This window comes from Microcella alkalica, assembly GCF_014137945.1.
In the GTDB taxonomy this organism is placed as follows: Bacteria; Actinomycetota; Actinomycetes; order Actinomycetales; family Microbacteriaceae; genus Microcella; species Microcella alkalica.
Genome location: NZ_JACGWX010000002.1, coordinates 185,784 through 206,202, shown reverse-complemented (window position 1 = coordinate 206,202; position 20,419 = coordinate 185,784). Strand labels below are relative to the sequence as shown.

Here is a 20,419-nt window from a genome sequence, read left to right as displayed (position 1 = left end):
CCATGTGTGGGCGTTTCGCGATGAACAAGGAGACGAACGAACTGATCGAGCAGTTCGTCGCTGAGGGCGGCCGCGCACAGGACTGGCGACCGTCATATTCGGTCGCGCCCACATCGGACGCTCCGATCGTTCGGGAGTGGGCCGGTGAGGACGGCACCGTGAACCGGGAGGTCACGCTGGCCCGCTGGGATTGGCCGAAACCTCCCAGTCGCCCTGCCGGGGCGCCGATCATCAACGCGCGGATGGAGAAGCTGCCGACCGGTTTCTGGGTGGGCGCGTTCTCGAACGCGCGGTGCATCGTTCCGATGCTGGGCTACTACGAGTGGACCGGGCCGAAGGGTGACAAGCAACCGCACTTCATCCACAGCGACGAGCTGCTGGCGGCCGCCGGCCTGACATGGACGATGGACGTTGCGGGGGAGCGGCGACGAGTGTTCGTCGTCGTCACGCGCGAGGCCCGTGACGCCAGCGGAGAGGTACACGACCGGATGCCGGCGTTCCTCACCCCGGACCTCTGGGACGAATGGCTGAGCCCGGTATCGCTCACTGTGGACGGCGACACCACACAGTCGAAAGCGCACCGCGCCGAGCTGCTGGCCGACCTCGGTCACGCCTCGTCTGCGATCGCGTCGACGATGCGCACATACGAGGTCGACCGGCGGGTGAACAACTCCCGCACGGTCGACCCCCGTGACCCGTCTCTCATCGAGCCGACGCCGTTGCTGCCTCCTCGATCACCGATTCGCGGGCGTAGCGGATGAGTCCCCGACCGAGGTCGTGGAACGTGGGCCCGACGTTCTGGCCACGCCACCGCCGCAGCTCTGCCACGTCGCGGCCGAGGATGACTGCCGCCTCGTCGGGGGTGAGCAGAACGGGCGCGAGGTCCAGGGCCCGATGGATCGTTCGGATCGCGCGCCCTTCGTCCGTGCTGTGCCCGGTATAGAGGTGCGACATCCCCATGCAGCCCAACCCGATCGAGGAGACGGTGAGATCGCCGAGCCGGATGTACCTCACCACTCCAGTATCCGTTTCAGCAGCGTCCTCAGGTTCTCCAGCTCGGTGGCGCTCAGCTGCTCGGTGAGCTTCGCATTCGCCTCAGCGACCAGCGGGCGCAGCCTGCCGACCTCCGCCAGGCCGGCGGCGGTGAGCCTTAGCGAGTATCGGCGCCGATCGCTCTCGTGCGACGAGCGCTCGATGACGCCGCGCCGCTCGAGGCGGGCGACGATGTCGGCAATTGTCGAACGGTCGAGGTCGAGGTCGGCGCCCAGCTCACTCTGGCTCGCCCCAGGCATCCGCTCGAGAACCGCGAGCACGGCGTACTGCACGCTCGAGACCTCTGCCGACACCTGCTCCTGCCACAGTGCAGCATGCCGCTGCTGCGCGCGCCGGAAGAGGTGACCGGTGTACCTGAGCGGCTCGGGCTCGTCGGTCATTTGGCCTCGAGCAAGAATCCGGCCAAGAAGGCATCGAGTTCGTCGAGGGCGTCGAGCGAAATCACATGCGCAACGTACTGGTCCGGGCGCACGATCACCAGCGCACCCGCCGTGCGATCGACACCGCGCTCGTCGAAGATGTCGATCCCGGCCTTGGTGTCGGTCGCGAAGGCCTTCTCGTAGTCGCGCAGGCCCAGCCGGCCCCGCTGGGGGCGCAGCACCTGCGGCAGGTCGATGACATTGAGTTCACGGTGCCCCTGCGGGAAGATGGCGCGCACATCCAGGACGGCATCCGGAGCGGCTCCCGCGGGTGTGAACCGCGGCAGCACGACGCGCTGCAGATGCTCGAACAGGGCCGCGGCACGCGACCCGCCCGCATCGGCGAAGGCGTAGAGGCGCCAGCGCCCATCCGCCTCGTGGGTGTGTCCGAGCTCCACGTTCTTGGCATCCCCGATGCGCACGACCGGTGCGGAGTGGAAGCGCATCCCGAGGGGGAACCCGGTCGCGAGCGACTGGTGCACTGCCTCGCCCGTGAGCACGGACGGCTCGTACTGCGTCGCCAGTCCGGCCGTGTAGCGGCCCGACTCGAGGAACGCGGCCTGCAGCTCGCCCGCTTCGATCCCGCCGAGTTCGGGATGAGCCGGATCGATGGGCTGCCGCGCGATCGTGGCCGACCACGCCTTGTCGAAGTCGATGAGGTCCTGCGCGATCGCCTGGCGCTCGGCCGAGTAGGTGTGCAGCAGGTCCGGAGCGCTGCGTCCCTCGAGTACGGCGGCGAGCTTCCAGCCGAGGTTGAAGCCGTCCTGCATCGACACGTTCATGCCCTGGCCGGCCTTCGCGCTGTGCGTGTGGCAGGCATCCCCGGCGATGAACACATGCGGCAGGCGCGAGCCGACCTCCGCGGCAGGCACGTCGTCGAATTTGTCCGTGAGGCGCTGGCCAACCTCGTAGACCGAGAACCAGACGATCTCGCACACATCGAGCTGGTAGGGGCTCAGTACCTGCTGCGCCGTCGCGATGACCTGGTCCGAGGTGATCTGCTTGTGCTCCTCGCGATCGGTCACCTCGCCGAGATCGACGTAGAGCCGCACCATGTTCCCGCCCTCGCGGGGGATGAGCAGGATGTTGCCGGCATGAGCCGACTGGATAAAGGACTTCATGCGCCAGTCGGGGTAGTCCGTCACTGCGAAGATGTCGAGCACCCCCCAAGCGTGGTTCGCGGCATCCCCGCGCAGTTGCCGCCCGATGGCCGTACGCACGGCGCTACGGGCCCCGTCGCAGCCGACAACGTACTTCGCCCGCACCTGGAATTCATCGTCGCCGCGCCGCAGGGTCACGAGCACGGGGTGGTCGCCCGTCGGCTCGACCGCGAGGGTCACGAATTCGACGCCGTAGTCGGGCTCGATGCGGGTGGGTGACTTGCGCATCCGCTCGAGGAGGTATTCCTGAAGCCGCGCCTGGTTGACGATGAGATGCGGCATCTCGGACAGGCCGTCCTCGGTGTCCTGCACGCGCCCCGTCCGAACGATCCGCGAGGGATCCGCCTCATCCGGGCTCCAGAAAACGCTTTCGTTCACCCAGTACGCCTCGGCGAGCATGCTCGTGGCGAGGCCGAAGGCCTGAAACATCTCGACGGTGCGGCAGGCGACGCCGTCTGCCTGCCCGCGCAGCAGCGGCCCCTCGCGGCGTTCGACGATACGTGTGCGGATGCCCGGGAACGCGGCTAGCTGTGCCCCGAGAACGCAGCCAGCGGGCCCCGTGCCCACGACGAGCACGTCCACTGTCTCCGGAAGGGGGTCGCCCGGGGTGTAGGCGCCGGGGGCGGCCGGGAGGAGTTCCGGGTCGCCGGGGCGATAACCGTCGAGGTAGAACTGCATGTGGGTTCCTCTGCTCTGTTGAGCCCACTATATTGTCAGCACCCCAACGATTTCAAGTGAGGTGAACTCGGCCTTCGCCGCAGCTTTACCCAATCTTCTCGATCCTCGTCGGGACTGCTGAAGGTTTGGGGGACTCTTCTTAGGCCGTTGACGCGGCCCGTGTGGTCATGATCGCTTCGAGCTCCAGCGGCGGCTGTTGCGAACTAACTTCTGCAGCAGCGCGAAGAACGACTCCATCGCCGCCTTGCCGCCCGCCGCCCCGACCCGACCCATCGTTCCGACCAAGCCGTGACGATCGAGTTCTTCATGGAAGCGCCTCGATCGGAACTGGCTGCCACGATCGGAGTGAACGATCGTGCCGGTCGGGTTGCGACGCTGGATGGCCATCCGCAGCGCCGAGACTGCAAGCTCTGAGGTCATCCTGTCCGCGATCGAGTTTCCGACGATGTGGTTGGAGAAGATGTCCTTTATCGCGCAGAGATACAACGTCCCCTCGCCGATTGGATGCTCAGTGATGTCGCACAACCAGAGCGCATCAGGGCGAGCCACGCTGAACTCGCGGTGGGCGAGGTCGTCGCGCACCGGCGGGACCACAAGGCCGTTCTTGCCGCGCTTCTTGCGCTCGAACGCGCTGGTGATGTCGATCTGCGAGCACAACCGCCAGACGCGCCGCTCCGACGCGGTGAAGCCGGCCGGCGAGCTCGTCAGCTATGAACCGATACCCGAACGCTGGGTCATCGAGCACGTCGATCGCGGCATTGTCAGCCGCGCCTCGTCCCAGTCCCGCTGCGAGACAGGATAGGCGATCCACGTGTAATAGGGATGCCTGGGGACGTCAACACCCGGCTCGTTACCGCGACGGCGATGCCATCCGCGGCGAGTTCACTCCCGAGCGGGTAGAGCCTTTTGGGCCCGAAAGATGCGCTGCGACAGATACGCCGCCGCCGGCGCAGGGTCTCATTCTCCTGCTCCAGCAACTTCACGCGGCGTCGCAGCTCACGGTTCTCGACCGCCTAGCTGGAGGTCACGCCCGGCCGGCGGCCCCCGTCGAGTTCGGCGATCTTCACCCATCGCTGAACGTCTGATTGGGAGATCCCGAGATCTTTCGCGATGTGCGCGATCGAGACTTCCCGCTTCAGCGCGATCGCGACAACGTCGTCCCGGAAGACCATCTGAGACGCTTTCGGCATTGTGCCCATCCTCTAGCAGGGACTCTCGTCGCTACAGGTCAGGAGTCACCTAGACCTTCAGCAGACCTACCTACCCCCCGATACGATAAAAGTAGATCCCACACCCAGGCACCCTTACCTCTGACACGGTGCCGCCCATACGGAGCGAGAACCCATGAGCAACGCGATCCCAGACAAGCCCGCCCTCGAGGGTCTCGAGCCGAAGTGGGGCGAGGTGTGGGAGTCGCAGGGCACCTACCGCTTCGACCGCGACGCCGCGCTCGCCGCCGGTTCCGATGCCGTCTACGCGATCGACACTCCCCCGCCGACCGCCTCGGGCTCGCTGCACATCGGCCACGTCTTCAGCTACACCCACATGGATCTCGCCGCGCGGTTCCAGCGCATGCGCGGTCAGCACCTCTTCTACCCGATGGGCTGGGACGACAACGGCCTGCCGACCGAGCGCCGGGTGCAGAACTACTACGGCGTGCGGTGCGAGCCGGCGCTGCCCTACGACCCCGACTTCACGCCTCCCTTCGAGGGCGGCGGCCAGGGGGGCGGCAAGCCCGCCGACCAGGTGCCCGTGAGCCGTCGCAACTTCATCGAGCTGTGCGAGCGCCTCACCGTCGAAGACGAGAAGCAGTTCGAAGACCTGTGGCGCGCGCTCGGCCTGAGCGTCGACTGGACCCAGACCTATCGCACGATCGGTGAGGAATCGCAGCGCGTCGCGCAGCGCGCCTTCCTGCGCAACCTCGCGCGCGGCGAGGCGTACCGAGCGGATGCGCCGACCCTGTGGGACATCACGTTCCGCACGGCGGTCGCGCAGGCCGAGCTGGAGGACAAGGAGATGCCCGGCGCGTACCACCGGGTGAGCTTCCACAAGCCCGACGGCGGCACGATCGAGATCGAGACCACGCGCCCCGAGCTCATCGCCGCGTGCGTCGCCCTCGTCGCCCACCCCGACGACGAGCGCTACCAGCCCTACTTCGGCACGACCGTGCGCACGCCGCTCTTCGGCGTCGAGGTGCCCGTCGTCGCCCACCACCTCGCCCAGCAGGACAAGGGCTCGGGCATCGCGATGGTCTGCACCTTCGGCGATGTGACCGACGTGGTGTGGTGGCGAGAGCTCGACCTGCCGACTCGCCCGATCCTCGGGAAGGACGGCCGCATCCTCGCCGATGCCCCGGAGGGCATCGAGGGCGACGCGCTCGCGGTCTACGGCGAGCTCGCCGGCAAGACCGTGTTCAGCGCCAAGGCCCGCATGGTCGAGCTGCTGCGCGAGTCGGGCGACCTGCACGGCGACCCGCGACCCATCACCCACCCCGTGAAGTTCTTCGAGAAGGGCGACAAGCCGCTCGAGATCGTCACGACGCGCCAGTGGTACATCGCCAACGGCGCGCGCGACGAGGGCCTGCGCGAGCGGCTGCTCGAGAACGGCCGACAGATCGCCTTCCACCCCGACTTCATGCGCGTGCGCTACGAGAACTGGGTCGGCGGGCTTTCGGGCGACTGGCTCATCTCGCGCCAGCGCTTCTTCGGCGTGCCCATCCCCGTCTGGTACCGCCTCGACGAGAATGGCGAGCAGACGGGCGACCCGATCGTGCCGACCGAGAACATGCTGCCCGTCGACCCGTCGTCGATGCCCGCGCCCGGATTCGACGAGGCGCAGCGCGGGCAGCCCGGCGGCTTCATCGGCGAGGTCGACATCATGGACACCTGGGCCACCTCGTCTCTCACCCCGCAGATCGCCGCGAAGTGGGAGGACGACCCGGAGCTGTTCGACCTGGTCTTCCCCTACGACCTGCGCAGCCAGGGTCAGGACATCATCCGCACGTGGCTCTTCTCGACCGTGCTGCGCGCCGAGCTCGAGCACGGCACCGTGCCGTGGAAGCACGCTGGCATCTCGGGCTTCATCGTCGACCCCGACCGCAAGAAGATGTCGAAGTCGAAGGGCAACGTCGTCACCCCCCAGGGCATGCTCGACGAGCACGGCAGCGACGCGGTGCGCTACTGGGCGGCCTCGTCGCGCCTCGGCACCGACGCGGCCTTCGACCCGCAGAACCCGAAGCAGATGAAGATCGGCCGACGCCTCGCGATCAAGGTGCTCAATGCCGCGAAGTTCGTCTACTCGTTCCCCGTTCCGGCGAGCGACGCGGTCGTCACCGACCCGCTCGACGTCGACATGCTCGCGACGCTCGCCGAGGTCGTGCGCCAGGCGACCAAGGCCTACGAAGAGTACGACCACGCTCGCGCCCTCGAGGTCACCGAGCAGTTCTTCTGGACCTTCTGCGACGACTACCTCGAGCTCGTGAAGGAGCGCGCCTACGGCTCCACGCCCGGCGATGAGGGCGACCGAGTCGATGGCCAGGCGAGCGCCGTGACCGCGCTGCGGCGGGCGGTCGACGTCCTGCTGCGCCTGCTCGCGCCGGTCATCCCCTTCGCCACGGAGGAGGTGTGGAGCTGGACCCACGATGCGGACGGCCCGAGCGGCAGCGTGCACCGCGCGCACTGGCCGACGATCGCCGAGCTCGGCGTCGACGCGGGCCCGAGCGGCCTGCTGCCCCTCGTGTCTGAGGCGCTCATCGGCATCCGGCGCGCCAAGACCGACGCGAAGGCCTCGCAGAAGACGCCCGTCGCGCACGCGACGATCTCGGCGCCGCTGCTGCTCGCCGAGGCCGCGGGCGACCTCAAGGCCGTCGGGCGCATCGACGTGCTCGACATCCAGCAGGGCGACGCGGTCGAGGTGCTCGCGATCGAGCTCGCGCCCCTGCCCGAGGCGTGAGCCGCCAGCGTTCGCCGCAGCGCTGAGTCTTCGTCGACGACGCGCGCCCGGCCGTGTCGACGGCTCGGGCGCGCGTCGTGGTTCACTGAGCCCATGACCGTTCGTCCCCTGACGATCCGTCGCATCGAGGCGGCGGATCACGAGGCGTGGCGCCGACTGTTCGTCGACTACGGCGTCTTCTACGAGACGGCCTTCGGCGACGACGTTCTCGAGGGCGTCTGGGCGTGGCTGATGGATGCCCGGCACCCGCTGACCGCCTTCGTCGCGGTGCACGACGGGGCGGTCCGCGGCTTCGCGCACGTGCGAGAGCAGCCCGACACCTTCACGGCCGGCCCCGGCTGGTTCCTCGACGACCTCTACGTCGACCCCGAGCTGCGCGGCAGCGGAGCGGGCACGGCGCTCATCGACGCTCTCGCCGCGCATGCCGAGGCGCACGGCGGCGGCACGCTGCGCTGGATCACCGCGCACGACAACGACCGCGCTCAGCGCGTGTACGACCGGCTCGCGACCCGCACGAGCTGGGTGACCTACGAGAAGGAGTGCTGAGCATGCAGCTCGGAACCCGATGGGCCGTCGGCGGCGAGCCGCCCGCCCGAGTGAGCCCCGCCGTGCGCGCGGCGATCCGTGCCGTCGAGGGCGATCTGCTCGGGCGCGACACGACGCAATGGCGCTGGACCCTCACGTGGCTCGAGGGCCGCCCGGTCGTCGAGCTCGACGACGGCACGATCATCCGCGAGGCGCACGACGGCTCGGTCACGATCTCGGCGCACGACGACGCGGAGTAGGCGCGGCACTCTGAACGCACGAACGGGCGCGCCGACCAGGAGGGATCGGCGCGCCCGTCGTTCGTGCGGCGTGGTGAGTGAGTGCGCGGCTGGGCCAGCGCACTGGTGAGCTACTGCACGAAGCCGTAGCGCAGCTGCTCGTGCGTGCGGCGCACCGCGTTCTCGGTCTCGATCGCTCGAGCCTGCTCGTCATGCCCGCGAGCCGAGGCGCGCGCGCCCGACCAGGTGAGCAGCGCGAGGCCGGCGCTGAGCGCGAGACGACGGAGAACGGGGGTGCGGCGCCGCGGCAGCTGGATGGTGATCATGCCGGTGTCGATGCCGATGGCGGTCATGCTCGGTCCTCCTTCGCGGTGTCGGTGTCGGTGGCGCCGGGGGCGCCGTCGTCGTCGGGGATCTCGACCCCGTCGACGACCGGGAAGGCGAAGAACTGCACGAGCACGGGTCGCGATCCGGGCACGCGCTGGCCGCGGTGCTTCTCGACGAACGCCATGATCGTGTCGTTGACGTCGTGGTGCAGCTGCTCGAGCTGCGCGGCGGTGACATGCACGTTGGCCATGTTGATCGAGGCCGCGTTCTGCCACTTCTCGCTCAGCGCGGTGGCGCCGTGGTCGATGAAGTCGCGCAGGTACTGCTCGCGATGGTGGGCGAACTCGCGCATGACGATGCGCGAGACCTCGCGGCCCGTCTCGGTGCCCATGGTCTCGTCGTCGCCGAGGTAGATGGGCGCCTGCACGCGCTGCCACCAGCGCTCGCGGCCGGTGCCGCGGTCGGCGACCTCGTGCACGTAGCCGTGCTTCTCGAGCTGGCGCAGGTGATAGCTCGTCGAGCCGCTCGATTCGCCGAGTCGCTCGGCGAGCATGCTCGCGGTCTGCGGCCCGTAGGTCGAGAGCGCGTCGATGATCGTCACGCGCAGAGGGTGCGCGAGCGCCTTGAGGCCTTCGAGGTCGGCCTTCGCGTTCGGATCATGGTGTCCCATAACCGCAAAGATACACTTGCAAACACACCTTTGCAAGTACATCTTTGCAGAAGAGTTTTTGCAGACGCCTCTTTGCAGAGATTTGTTTGTGGATGCTCGCCCCACGCCGCACGCCCGACCTAGGCTGGCGGGCATGAGCAATCCCTTCCTCTCCCCCAGCACGCTGCCGTACCAGCTGCCCCCGTTCGCCGAGATCGCCCTCGAGCACTACGCGCCCGCGATCGAGGCCGGCATCGAGGAGCAGCGTCGCGAGATCGCGAACATCACGCGGCGTCGCGACATGGCGACCTTCGAGAACACGATGGTGCCACTCGAGCAGAGCGGGCAGACCCTCATCCGCGTGCTGCGCGTCTTCTTCAACCAGTCGTCGGCCGATTCGAGCGACGAGCTCGCCGAGCTCGAAGAGCGCTTCGCGCCCATCCTCTCGGCGCACGACGATGCCATCGAGTTCGACAGCGCCCTCTACGCGCGCATCCGGCACCTGCACGAGAACCTCGAGTCGCTCGGCCTCACCGACGAGCAGCGCTACCTCGTCGAGCGCCGCTTCACGCGCATGACGCTCGCCGGCGCCGGCCTCGACGACGAGGCGAAGGCGCGGCTGTCAGAGCTCAATCAGCGCCTGTCGGTGCTGCAGACCCGCTTCGAGAAGAACCTGCTCGCCGACACCAACGACCTCGCGGTCGTGATCGATGACGTCGCCGAGCTCGATGGCCTGACCGCCGGTGAGATCTCGGCCGCGGCGCAGGCCGCCGCCGACCGCGGGCTCGAGGGCAAGCACCTCGTCACGCTCGTGCTGCCGACGGGGCACCCGTGGCTCGCCTCGCTCACGAACCGCGAGGTCCGCGCCCGGATCATGGCGGCATCCCGCGCCCGCGCCGCGCGCGGCACCGCGAACGACAACAGCGACGTGCTGCTCGAGATCGTGCGGCTGCGCGCCGAGCGCGCCGAGCTGCTCGGCTTCGAGAACCACGCCGCCTTCGTCACCGCCGACGGCACCGCGAAGACGCCGGCGCGCGTCGCCGAGATGCTCGAGAAGCTCGCGCCCGCCGCCGCCCGCAACGCGCGAGCCGAGCAGGAGAAGCTCGAGGCCCTGGCCGGGCACAGAATCGAGGCCCACGACTGGCCGTTCTACAGCGAGCGCGTGCGCACCGCCGAGTTCGACGTCGACACCGCGGCCCTGCGGCCGTACTTCGAGGCCGAGCGGGTGCTGCAGCAGGGCGTGTTCGCCGCGGCGACCGCGGTCTACGGCATCACCTTCTCCGAGCGCACCGATCTGCAGGGGTACCACCCGGAGGTGCGCGCGTTCGAGGTGCGCAACGAGGACGGCTCCGAGCTCGGCCTCTACCTGCTCGACCTCTACACGCGCGACACGAAGCGCGGCGGCGCCTGGATGAACGAGCTCATCGGCCAGAACGAGCTGCTCGACCACCCCACGATCGTCGTCAACAACCTCAACGTCTCGAAGCCCGCGGCGGGCGAGCCGACGCTGCTGACCTTCGACGAGGTCAACACCTTCTTCCACGAGTTCGGCCACGCCCTGCACGGCCTCTTCGCGCACGTCGTCTACCCGAGCTTCACGGGCACGAACGTGTACCGCGACTTCGTCGAGTTCCCCAGCCAGGTGAACGAGATGTGGATGCTCTGGCCCGAGATCGTGGGCGACTACGCGGTGCACCACGTCACCGGAGAGCCGATTCCCGGCGAGATCCTCGACCGCATCCGCGCGAGCGAGACCTGGGGCGAGGGATTCGCGACGAGCGAGTACCTCGCCGCGGCCCTGCTCGACCAGGCCTGGCACACGCTCAGCGCCGCCGAGGCCGCCGCCGTGACGGATGTCGCCGCCTTCGAGGCCGCGGCGCTCGCGCGCGTGGGTCTCGACAACCCCGCGGTGCCGACCCGCTACAGCTCGACCTACTTCGCGCACGTGTTCTCGGGCGGATACTCGGCCGGGTACTACAGCTACATCTGGAGCGAGGTGCTCGACGCCGACACCGTCGAGTGGTTCAAGGAGAACGGCGGCCTCACGCGCGCCAACGGCGACCGATTCCGGCAGTACGTGCTCGGGCTCGGCGGCGCGGGCGACCCGCTCGAGGCGTACCGCGAGTTCCGCGGGCGCGACGCGGTCATCGAGCCGCTGCTGACGCGTCGCGGGCTCGCCGCGTGAGTCGACCGCTCAGCCGCTAGAACCAGAAGCCCAGGCACGGCGGCACGGGAGTGACCGCCATGCCGTGCAGGCGCTCGACCGCCGCCGCGTCGCCCTCGAGGCGGCCAGCGGCGGCGAGCGCGATCGGGCTCGCGCCGCCGAGCAGCGCCGAGCTGAGGGCCGCGACGCCGAGCGTCAGGTCGGGCGCCTCGTCGGTCGCCGTCACGCGCGCGGCGCCCGCCTCGTCGACCTCGAGCGCGAACCGCCCGCCCGCGAGATCGAGGTTGTCGGCGACGTCGAGCACGAGTCGGCCGGAACGCTGCCAGGTGCGGCCCTCGAGACACCGGGGCACGTCGAGGATGCGCGCCCACAGATGGTCGGTGACCGACCTCGTGCGCACGGCCCGGGCATCCGACACCATCCACGTCACGGGCTCATCGACGCTCCGCTGGTGCGCGACGACCTCGTGCACGAGGTCGAGCTCGAGCAGGTAGCGCCAGAGCGCGGCGTAGGCGTCGGCCGTGGCGGCGACGAGGTCGATGACCTCCACGGGGTGCCTCGTGAAGTCGGCGCCGGCATCCTTGACGCGGTACGCGGCGAAGCCCCGGGGCTCGCCCGCCTCGTCGTCGTAGCGCACGGCGCGGATGTCGGCCGACTTGCTCGCTTCGGAGCGGCGCAGGCCGAGCTGGCGATCCCAGTGCCCGCGCCAGGTCGGAATGCCGCCCGCCGCACGGGCACGCTCCTCGATGCCGAGCGCCGCATCGCGGATCGCCTCGCGTGAGACGAGCTGCACGCGACCGGCGGGAGTCGGCCCGACCCAGCGCGCGCGCTTCGTGTCGATGGCGAGCTCGGCCGACCACGTCGCCGGGCCGAAGCCGTAGCGGCCGTAGATCGTCGACTCGCTCACGGTGAGGATCGCGAGCGGCGTGCCGTTCGCGACCGCCGCACGCAGCTCGCCCTCGAGCAATCCGCGCGCTATCCCTCGTCGCCGGTGCGTCGGAGCGACCGTCACGACGCTGATCGCCCAGGCCTCGAGATCGCGGCCGCCCGGCACGCGCAGCGGCGTCGGCCAGCTGTCGACCGTCGCGATCGGGATCAGCGGTTCGGCCGCGGAGTCGTCCCAGACGCCGATCGCCCGGCGCTCGCGCGACGACTCGCGCATCTCGACGAGAGCCTGCTCATCGGGCGCTCCGCCGTGGAACCCGCGCGCGACCGCCTGCGAGAAGGCGTCCTGCCGGCCCTCGTCGTCACCGACGAGCTCGTAGCGCAGCCCCTGGTCGGCGAGTGCGGCGGCCGAGGCGGGGTCGGCGGGCAGGGAGCGAAAGTCAGCGTGCATGCGCCCAGGCTAGTGAGAGTCGATGGCTCCCGACACATCCTTCGCGGCGGCCCGGCGCCGCGGGCGCCCCGTCGTCACGAGCAGAACGATCGCGCCCGCCACGAGCCCCCAGAACGCGCTGCCGATGCCCGCGACGACGACGCCCGACGCGACGACGATGAGCGTCGCCGCGGCCGTCAAGCGCGTCTCGGGCGCCTCGAACGCGCTCACGAGGCCGGTCGTGAAGGCGCCGAGCATCGCGAGCCCCGCGACGGCGATGATCAGGATGGGCGGGGCGGCCGCGACGACGGCCGTCGCGACTCCGGCAACGAGGCCCAGGAGCACGTACGCGACGCCGCCCGCGATCGGAGCAACCCAGCGGCGGCGAGGGTCGGGATGCGAGTCGGGCCCCGCCATGAGCGCCGCCGACAGCGCGGCCAGGTTGAGGGTGAAGCCGCTGAAGAACGCCGTGAGAACGGTCATGCCTCCGCTCGCCACGAGGATCGCGCGCGCGGGCACGGGCTCGTAGGCGAAGGTGCGCAGCACGGCGAACCCTGGAACGTTCTGGCCCGCCATGGTGACGATGTAGAGCGGCACTCCGAGCGAGAAGATGACGAGCGGGTCGAGAACGGGGAGGGTCAGCACGAAGGCCGGCGCGACGCTCGCGTCGAGCATCCGCGACTGCGAGGCGGTGAGCGCGATCGCCGCGACCGCGACGACCATCGCGGCCGGCACGGCCCACCGGGGCGCGAGCCGCACGAGCACGAGCCAGACCAGCACGACGGGGATCGCGAGCAGCGGCTCGTCGACGACCGCCGTCACCGGGGCGAGGCAGATGGGGAAGAGGATCCCCGCGAGCATCGCCCCGGCCAGAGGCATCGGGATGCGCGTCATCGCCCGCCCGAGCGGCCCCCAGAGCCCCGTCAGCACGATGAGCAGACCCGCGACGATGAAGGCGCCGATCGCCGCGGCGTACGAGCCCGTCGTGCCCTCGGCGGCGATGAGCAGCGCGGCACCCGGCGTCGACCACGCGAACGACAGCGGCAGCCGGTAGCGCCACGACAGCGCGATCGCGACGAACGCCTGCCCCAGGCACAGAGCGAGCAGGCCCGACGCCGCCTCGGCGGGCGTCGCGCCGACGGCGAGGAGGCCTGCGATGACGAGGGCGAACGAGCTCGCGAAGCCCGTGACGGCGCCGATGACTCCGGCGAGGATGGGCTGCAGCACGCCGGGCTACGACTCCTGGCGCTTCAGCGCCTGCTCGAGCCGCTCGACCTTGCCGTCGAGCTCGCCCACGTGGCCGGGTCGGATGTCGGCCTTGAGCACGAGGGACACGCGCGTGCCGTACTGCCCGACGGCCTCGGTCGCGCGCCGCACGACCTCCATGACCTCGTCCCACTCCCCCTCGATCTCGGTGAACATCGAGGATGTCCGGTTCGGCAGCCCGGACTCTCTCACGACGCGCACGGCGGCCGCCACGGCGTCGTGCACCGAGTCGGTCGAGGTGCCGGCTGAAGTGCCGCCCGAGGGGGCGACCGAGAAGGCGACGATCATGCGGAGCGCTCCCTGTCTGTCGTGCGGCCGACGCGGCCGTCGTGCTCCAGGGTGCCACGCTCGTCGCCCCCGCCCTCGACGGTTCGGCACAGGCGCACGAGCGCGACGAGCGCCCAGCCGAGGAGGACGACCTCGAGCGCATTGCGCGCCGTGAGCGCGACGACGATCGGGGTCTGCAGACTCAGGAGCCCGCCGTACTGGAACGGATAGACGAGCTGCGTGAGCCCGGCGATGACGAGGGCGAGCGCGGCGGGCACCGCGAACGACGCCCCGCCGCGCGCTCGCCACAGCAGACCGAGGATCACGGGCGCCGCGATCCACGCCACGAACTGCGGAGACCCGACCTTGTTGACGACGATGAGCGCCATGACGAGCGCCAGGGCGAGCACGGGCACGAGCCGTGCCTCGTCGGCTCCCGCATGGCGGGCGAGGAGCCCGAGCAGCACGATCACGACGACCACGAGCGCGAGCAGCGGCGTCGCGATCGCGGCCGCCTGGTCGGCGCCGTCGCCCATCACCTGCCAGGTGAGGATGTCGCGGTCGTAGTACACGCGCGCGCTCCACTGCCCCGCCCACGCCGCCCAGAGCCACGGCGTCGTGAGCGGCGCCTCGACCTGCAGCCCGCGCCCCGACTGCTCGGCGAGCGGCGACAGCAGCGACGCCCCCGCGCCGACCGCGAGCCCGCCTGCGACGACGAGCATCGTGACCGCGACGGCCGCGAGCACGACCCTGGCTCGCTCCCTCAGAGCGATGACGGCCGCGAGGAGGATCGCGGCGGGCCACACCTTGATCCATGCGGCGGTCGCGAGCAGCGCCCCCGCCGCGCGCGGGTGGCGGGCGAGCACGGCGACGGCCGCGATGGCGAGCGGCGCGGTGATCGAGTCGATGCGGCCGAGCGCGATCGGTCCGAGAACGGCGAGGAAGAGCATCCACCACCAGCAGGCGACGACGTGGCGCACGCGACGCGAGGTTCCCGCGATGACGAGCAGGGCTCCCGCGTTCAGGAGCATGACGAGCGTGAGCCACACGACGGGGTACGGGTCGGGGCCGAGCACGTAGGCGGCGAGCATGGGCAGCAGGGCGATGATCGGGTACACCCACGAGACGTCGACGCCGACCCAGTCGTTGCCGATGAGGCCCTGCTCGACCCAGAAGCGGTAGACGAGCGTCACATCGCCGAGCGGCAGGCCCGGCCCGAGCAGATTGAGCCCACCGAGCCACACGTGGACGACGGCGAACGCTGACCACAGAGCGGCCGGATGCGCCGCGATGCGCTCGAGCCGACCGCGCGGGGCAGGGGTCGCGATCGCGGGCTCGGTCACCGGGCCAGCGTAGTGGCGAGACTTGCTCGCCGTCGGCCGCGGAACCTGGCGTAACAATCGGGTTGACGATCAGCGAACGGATGCCCGGGCGCGCGATGATGGAGGCCGCAGCCGTTCTCCCGCCCGTCACCGAGGAGCACCCCCATGACCCGACCCCGCACCCTTCGCCGCGCCGCCGCCCTCGTCGGCGCCACCGCCCTGCTCGCCGGCCTCGCCGCGTGCGCGCCGGCCGCCACCGAGCCCGGCGCCGCCGACTCGGAGTACGTCACCGAGGGCAAGCTCACGATCGCCACGGGCGAGCCCGCCTACTACCCCTACGTCATCGACGACGCCCCCGAGTCGGGCGAGGGCTTCGAGGCCGCGATCGCCTACGCCGTCGCCGAGGAGCTCGGGTTCGCCGCCGAGGATGTGGTCTGGGTGCGCACGACGTTCGAGGCCGCGATCCAGCCCGGCCCGAAAGACTTCGACTTCAACCTGCAGCAGTACACGATCACCGACGAGCGCGCCGAGAACGTCGACTTCAGCTCGCCGTACTACGCGACGCCGCAGGCCGTCATCACGATCGAGTCGTCGCCCGCCGCGTCGGCGACCTCGCTCGCCGACCTCGCCTCGCTGCGCATCGGCGCCGCGACCGGCACGACGAGCTTCCAGGTCATCGAAGAGGTCATCGCGCCCGAGGCCGGCGCCCAGGCCTTCAACTCGAACGACGACGCCAAGCTCGCCCTCGAGAGCGGACAGATCGACGCGATCGTGGTCGACCTGCCGACCGCGTTCTACCTCACGGGCGTCGAGCTCACCGGAGGCGTGCTCCTCGGCCAGCTGCCCGACACCGCCGGCGTGAGCGACGAGTGGGGCCTCGTGCTCGCGAAGGACTCGCCCCTCACCGACGCAGTGACCGCAGCGGTGGATGCTCTGCGCGAGTCCGGCCGCCTGGCCGAGATCGCCGAGCAGTGGCTCGGTGCCGACGCGGGCGCGCCTATCCTGCAGTAGTGCCGACCCGCGACCCCGACGACGCCGCGCCGAGCGCCGTCGAGCTGGATCGGCGCGCCTACCGCCGCCGCCAGACGACGCGCTCGGTGCTGGTGTCGCTCGTCTCGACGATCGTGTTCGCGGTCGTCATCTGGTTCGCCGTCGTCAACACGCCCGGCTTCGATCGCGTGCGGCAGAGCTTCTTCGACCTCGACGTCGCGATCGCCTCGTGGCCGCGCGTCATCGAGGGCCTGTGGGTCAACATCCAGGTGCTCGCGGTCGCCGTCGTGGGCGTCGCGCTGCTGGGCACGCTCCTCGCCGTCATGCGCACGCTGCGCGGACCCGTGTTCTTCCCGCTGCGGGCGCTCGCGGCCGGGTACACCGACCTGTTCCGCGGGCTGCCGCTCATCATCGTGCTGTTCCTCGTCGGGTTCGGCGTGCCGGGCCTCGAGCTGTTCCCCCGCAATTCTGCGCAGTTCTGGGGAACGATCGCGCTCATCCTCACCTACTCGGCGTACGTGAGCGAGGTGTTCCGCGCCGGCATCGAGGCCGTGCATCCGTCGCAGCGGCTCGCCGCCCGCTCGCTCGGGCTCAGTCACGGGCAGACCCTTCGCATCGTCGTGCTGCCGCAGGCCGTGCGCAAGGTGACACCCGCTCTCATGAACGACTTCGTCGCGATGCAGAAGGATGTCGGACTCATCTCGGTGCTCGGCGTCGTCGACGCCGTGCGCGCCGCCCAGATCGAGACGGCCCAGAACTTTAACTTCACGCCCTACGTGCTCGCCGGGCTCCTGTTCGTGCTGCTCGCGCTGCCGATGATCCGGCTGACCGACTGGTACACCGCGCGGCTTCGGGAGCGCGAGCAGATCGGATCGATCGTATGAGCGGGGCCGACGTCGGAGACGGCGCCGCGGGCATCCCCCCGCACGGAGACGCGGTGCTGCGGGTCGAGGGTCTGCGCAAGTCGTTCGGGACGACGCCCGTGCTGCGGGGCATCGACCTCGAGGTGCGCGAGCACGAGGTCGTCGCGCTCATCGGGGCATCGGGGTCGGGGAAGTCGACGCTGCTGCGGTGCATCACCCTGCTCGAGAGCATCGACGACGGGCAGATCTTCCTCCGCGGCGACGACATCAGCGACCCGCGCGTCGACGCGGACCGCGTGCGTGCGCGGATGGGCGTGGTGTTCCAGCAGTTCAACCTGTTCCCGCACATCCGGGTGATCGACAACGTGACGCTCGCGGCGCGGCGCGTGCTGCGAGTGCCGCGCGCCGAGGCGGAGGCGACCGCGCTCGCGCTGCTCGAGCGCGTCGGGCTCGCCGACAAGGCGCGCGAGTACCCCGATCGACTCTCGGGAGGGCAGCAGCAGCGGGCCGCGATCGTGCGGGCCGTCGCGACGAACCCCGAGGTGCTGCTGCTCGACGAGATCACCTCGGCGCTCGACCCCGAGCTCGTCGCCGAAGTGCTCGACCTCGTGCGCGAGCTCGCCGCCGAGGGCACGACGATCGTCATGGCGACCCACGAGATGGAGTTCGCGCGCGACGTCGCCGACCGCGTCGTGTTCCTCGACGCCGGAGTCGTGCTCGAGCAGGGCCCGGCCGCCGACCTCTTCGCGCACCCGCGCGAGGAGCGCACGCGCGCCTTCCTCGCGCGCTTCCGCGGCGGCCGCGACGCCTGAGCGCGCGTGCTGCGCGGCTGCGCGCCGCGCAGATCGCGGGCGCTCACCGTCGTGCGGCTCGCCGACGCTCGCGCCGAGAGCCCGGGCGAGTCGCTGCTGCGCGCGAGCCTGCACCTGCTCGGGCTGCCGCAGCCCGAGCTGCAGTGGGAGATCCGCGGCGACTCGGGGCGGCAGTACTTCGTCGACTGCTACTGGCCCGACCAGGACTTCGTGCTCGAGTTCGACGGCAGGGCGAAGTACCTCGATCCGGCGCTGCGCGGCGGTCGCACCGCGGAGGAGGTCGTCGCCGCCGAGAAGGAGCGCGAGGACGAGATCCGCGCGCAGGTGCGGGGCAAAGTGCTGCGTTGTCATCGAAGTGGCGCGGGGCGCGCGGCGGCGGGCTACACGGGCGGGCGGGTGCTCACGAGCTGCGCGATCGTCGGACCGAGCTCGCGGCACAGGTCGAGCACCGTGAACGGGCCGCCGGCCGAGGCGCGCTGCGCCGCGAGTCCGTGGATGACCGCGGCGGCCGCCGCGAGCCGCCCGAGCAGCGCCGGCTCGTCGACGACGGCGTCGCCGTGCGTCGCGACGAGCGCTCCGAGGATGCCCGCGAGGGCATCCCCCGCCCCCGCGGTCGCGAGCCACGCGGGCGCCGTCCGCGCCACGAGCTCCTCGCCGGTGGCGCCCACGACGTGCGTCGTGTGCCCCTTCAGCAGCACGCTGACCCCGAAGCGCTCGGCCGCGCGCCGGGCGGAGCCGAGCGGGTCGGCGCGAACCGCGTCCGCCTCGACGCCCATGAGCCGGGCGAGCTCGCCCGCATGCGGAGTGATGACGGTGGGCGCCGTCGACGATGCGGCGAGGTCGAGGGCGCCGGCGTCGAGCACGAGGGGGCGCCCCGACTCGAGCGCGTGGTGGAAGCGATCGCGCGTCGCGGCGTCGCGGTCCGCGCCCTGGCCGGGCACGGGCATCCCGCTGCCCAGAAGCCACGCCTGGACGCGCCCCGACTCGGTGACCGCCTCGGGGCGCCGCTGCAGGACGAAGTCGGAGGCGCGAGCGGGCCCGAGGTAGCGCACCATGCCGACCCCGGTGCGGAGGGCCGCCTCGACGCCGAGCACTGCGGCGCCCGGGTACTGGGCCGAGCCCGTGACCACGCCGAGGACTCCGCGTCGGTACTTGTCGTCGTTCTCGCCCGGCACGGCGATGAGCTCGGCGGCGTCGTCGGGGAGGAACTGCGTCGGGCCGGTCACGCGGCCACCCTATCGACCGCGCTAGGAATACCGCAGACCGCCCTCGGCTTGCACTGACTCGTGACCTCTGCCCTGTTCTCCCCGCTGACCGTCCGCTCCCTCACGCTGCGCAACCGGCTGTGGGTCGCCCCGCTGTGCGAGTACTCCGTCGTCGAGCGCGACGGCGTGCCCACCGACTGGCACCTCGTGCACCTGGGCTCGTTCGCCCGCGGCGGCGCGGGCCTCGTGATCGCAGAGGCCACGGCCGTGACGCCCGAGGGTCGCATCAGCCCGCACGACACCGGCATCTGGAACGACGATCAGGCCGACGCCTGGGCGCGCGTGGTCGACTTCATCCACTCGCAGGGCTCGGCCGCGGGCATCCAGCTCGCGCACGCGGGCCGCAAGGCGAGCATCTACCCCGAGTGGGGCGAGACGCGCGAGGGCTTCTCGGGCCGCGGCACGATGCCCGCGAGCGAGGGCGGCTGGCAGACGGTCGCCCCGTCGGCGATCGCCTTCGACGGATACGACACCCCGGCGGCCCTCGATGAGCAGGGCATCGCGGATGTCGTGGCCGCCTTCGCCGACGCCGCCCGCCGTTCCGTCGCGGCGGGCTTCGATCTCGTCGAGGTGCACGCCGCGCACGGCTACCTCCTCCACCAGTTCCTCTCGCCGCTGTCGAACACGCGCGACGACGCGTGGGGCGGCTCGCTCGAGAACCGGGCCCGCATCGTGCTCGACACGGTGCGCGCGGTGCGCGCGGCCGTCGATGTGCCCGTGCTCGTGCGCTTCTCGGCGACCGACTGGACGGAGGGCGGCTGGGACGAGCAGCAGACCGCGCTGGTCGCCGCCTGGTCGCTCGAGGCGGGTGCCGACCTGTTCGACATCTCGAGCGGCGGTCTCGTGCGCGCGAAGATCCCCGTCGGTCCCGGCTACCAGGTGCCGCTCGCGGCGCACGTGCGCTCGGAAGGCGACGTGCCGGTCGCGGCCGTCGGGCTCATCACGGAGGCCGCGCAGGCCGAGCAGATCATCGAGACCGGGCAGGCCGACGCCATCCTCATGGGGCGCAAGTGGATGCGCGACCCGCATGCGGCGCTGAGCTTCGCGCGCGACCTCGGCGATGAGGCCGCGCTGCAGGAGCTCGTGCCGCCGCAGTACCGTCGCGCGTTCTTCTAGGGGCGCATCCCCCGCACGGACGAGACAGGGGCGGGGCT

The 20,419-nt window shown here is 70.8% G+C and carries 21 protein-coding genes; 9 read left to right on the top strand and 12 right to left on the bottom strand.

All coding sequences use genetic code 11. The features are described from left to right. Positions 1-2 precede the first annotated feature (2 nt). On the top strand, positions 3-761 hold the full coding sequence (locus tag FHX53_RS05345; protein WP_182490588.1) for an SOS response-associated peptidase: 759 nt from the start codon (positions 3-5) through the stop codon (positions 759-761). Here FHX53_RS05345 and FHX53_RS13550 read toward each other — a convergent pair. From FHX53_RS13550 to FHX53_RS05320, 5 genes are all read right to left on the bottom strand, one after another. After that, entirely contained in the window at positions 703-1,017 is a 315-nt protein-coding gene (locus FHX53_RS13550; RefSeq protein WP_182490322.1) for a hypothetical protein, read from the bottom strand. The two genes, FHX53_RS05345 and FHX53_RS13550, sit on opposite strands and share 59 nt — an antisense overlap. Continuing rightward, positions 1,011-1,433 (bottom strand): MarR family winged helix-turn-helix transcriptional regulator, encoded by a 423-nt coding sequence (locus tag FHX53_RS05335; RefSeq protein ID WP_182490321.1) that lies wholly within the window; start codon positions 1,431-1,433, stop codon positions 1,011-1,013. The genes FHX53_RS13550 and FHX53_RS05335 overlap by 7 nt, the downstream gene beginning before the upstream one ends. Further along, positions 1,430-3,310, bottom strand: coding sequence for an FAD-dependent monooxygenase (locus FHX53_RS05330; protein ID WP_182490320.1), 1,881 nt, complete (start codon positions 3,308-3,310; stop codon positions 1,430-1,432). Before FHX53_RS05330 ends, FHX53_RS05335 begins: the two co-directional genes overlap by 4 nt. 165 nt (positions 3,311-3,475) lie before the next feature. Then, positions 3,476-3,967 (bottom strand): DDE-type integrase/transposase/recombinase, encoded by a 492-nt coding sequence (locus tag FHX53_RS05325; protein WP_182490319.1) that lies wholly within the window; start codon positions 3,965-3,967, stop codon positions 3,476-3,478. A gap of 356 nt (positions 3,968-4,323) precedes the next feature. Beyond that, entirely contained in the window at positions 4,324-4,500 is a 177-nt protein-coding gene (locus tag FHX53_RS05320; RefSeq protein ID WP_182490318.1) for a hypothetical protein, read from the bottom strand. 154 nt (positions 4,501-4,654) lie between these two features. Here FHX53_RS05320 and valS point away from each other — a divergent pair, with 154 nt between their 5' ends. The 3 genes from valS (at position 4,655) to FHX53_RS05305 (ending at position 8,046) form a co-directional block, all read left to right on the top strand. After that, the gene (gene valS, locus FHX53_RS05315; protein ID WP_182490317.1) at positions 4,655-7,261 is read left to right on the top strand and encodes a valine--tRNA ligase; all 2,607 of its coding nucleotides are present in this window, start codon (positions 4,655-4,657) and stop codon (positions 7,259-7,261) included. 93 nt (positions 7,262-7,354) lie between these two features. Next, positions 7,355-7,807 (top strand): GNAT family N-acetyltransferase, encoded by a 453-nt coding sequence (locus FHX53_RS05310; protein WP_182490316.1) that lies wholly within the window; start codon positions 7,355-7,357, stop codon positions 7,805-7,807. A gap of 2 nt (positions 7,808-7,809) precedes the next feature. Beyond that, complete coding sequence (locus tag FHX53_RS05305) at positions 7,810-8,046, top strand: hypothetical protein (RefSeq protein WP_182490315.1); 237 nt, start codon at positions 7,810-7,812, stop codon at positions 8,044-8,046. 110 nt (positions 8,047-8,156) lie between these two features. On the opposite strand, the gene FHX53_RS05300 is transcribed toward FHX53_RS05305, so the two are convergent. Beyond that, on the bottom strand, positions 8,157-8,378 hold the full coding sequence (locus FHX53_RS05300; protein WP_182490314.1) for a hypothetical protein: 222 nt from the start codon (positions 8,376-8,378) through the stop codon (positions 8,157-8,159). Next, a complete protein-coding gene (locus FHX53_RS05295) occupies positions 8,375-9,022 on the bottom strand; it encodes a helix-turn-helix domain-containing protein (protein WP_182490313.1) in 648 nt (215 codons plus the stop codon). Before FHX53_RS05295 ends, FHX53_RS05300 begins: the two co-directional genes overlap by 4 nt. A gap of 133 nt (positions 9,023-9,155) precedes the next feature. On the opposite strand from FHX53_RS05295, the gene FHX53_RS05290 reads away from it, so the two are divergent. Further along, complete coding sequence (locus FHX53_RS05290; RefSeq protein WP_182490312.1) at positions 9,156-11,186, top strand: M3 family metallopeptidase; 2,031 nt, start codon at positions 9,156-9,158, stop codon at positions 11,184-11,186. A gap of 16 nt (positions 11,187-11,202) precedes the next feature. On the opposite strand, the gene FHX53_RS05285 is transcribed toward FHX53_RS05290, so the two are convergent. From FHX53_RS05285 to FHX53_RS05270, 4 genes are read right to left on the bottom strand one after another with little or no spacing between them, the layout of a single operon-like run. Next, a complete protein-coding gene (locus FHX53_RS05285) occupies positions 11,203-12,501 on the bottom strand; it encodes a GNAT family N-acetyltransferase (protein WP_182490311.1) in 1,299 nt (432 codons plus the stop codon). A 9-nt stretch (positions 12,502-12,510) separates the two neighbouring features. Continuing rightward, on the bottom strand, positions 12,511-13,707 hold the full coding sequence (locus FHX53_RS05280) for a benzoate/H(+) symporter BenE family transporter (RefSeq protein ID WP_343050836.1): 1,197 nt from the start codon (positions 13,705-13,707) through the stop codon (positions 12,511-12,513). Between the two features lie 6 nt (positions 13,708-13,713). Continuing rightward, positions 13,714-14,034 (bottom strand): thiamine-binding protein, encoded by a 321-nt coding sequence (locus FHX53_RS05275; protein ID WP_182490310.1) that lies wholly within the window; start codon positions 14,032-14,034, stop codon positions 13,714-13,716. Continuing rightward, a complete protein-coding gene (locus FHX53_RS05270; protein WP_343050835.1) occupies positions 14,031-15,356 on the bottom strand; it encodes a glycosyltransferase 87 family protein in 1,326 nt (441 codons plus the stop codon). The genes FHX53_RS05275 and FHX53_RS05270 overlap by 4 nt, the downstream gene beginning before the upstream one ends. A 144-nt stretch (positions 15,357-15,500) precedes the next feature. On the opposite strand from FHX53_RS05270, the gene FHX53_RS05265 reads away from it, so the two are divergent. The 3 genes from FHX53_RS05265 to FHX53_RS05255 are packed head-to-tail and all read left to right on the top strand — an operon-like array spanning position 15,501 to position 18,000. Next, on the top strand, positions 15,501-16,346 hold the full coding sequence (locus FHX53_RS05265) for an ABC transporter substrate-binding protein (protein WP_182490309.1): 846 nt from the start codon (positions 15,501-15,503) through the stop codon (positions 16,344-16,346). Continuing rightward, positions 16,346-17,209 carry an ABC transporter permease subunit gene (locus FHX53_RS05260; RefSeq protein ID WP_182490308.1) on the top strand — a complete coding sequence of 288 codons (864 nt, stop codon included), beginning with the start codon at positions 16,346-16,348 and terminating at the stop codon, positions 17,207-17,209. Before FHX53_RS05265 ends, FHX53_RS05260 begins: the two co-directional genes overlap by 1 nt. After that, positions 17,206-18,000 carry an amino acid ABC transporter ATP-binding protein gene (locus FHX53_RS05255; RefSeq protein WP_182490307.1) on the top strand — a complete coding sequence of 265 codons (795 nt, stop codon included), beginning with the start codon at positions 17,206-17,208 and terminating at the stop codon, positions 17,998-18,000. The genes FHX53_RS05260 and FHX53_RS05255 overlap by 4 nt, the downstream gene beginning before the upstream one ends. A 380-nt stretch (positions 18,001-18,380) precedes the next feature. Here the strand turns inward: FHX53_RS05255 and FHX53_RS05250 are convergent, their stop codons facing one another. Beyond that, on the bottom strand, positions 18,381-19,226 hold the full coding sequence (locus FHX53_RS05250) for an NAD(P)H-hydrate dehydratase (RefSeq protein ID WP_182490306.1): 846 nt from the start codon (positions 19,224-19,226) through the stop codon (positions 18,381-18,383). A gap of 60 nt (positions 19,227-19,286) precedes the next feature. On the opposite strand from FHX53_RS05250, the gene FHX53_RS05245 reads away from it, so the two are divergent. Further along, positions 19,287-20,381 carry an oxidoreductase gene (locus tag FHX53_RS05245; RefSeq protein WP_182490305.1) on the top strand — a complete coding sequence of 365 codons (1,095 nt, stop codon included), beginning with the start codon at positions 19,287-19,289 and terminating at the stop codon, positions 20,379-20,381. Positions 20,382-20,419: the final 38 nt, after the last annotated feature.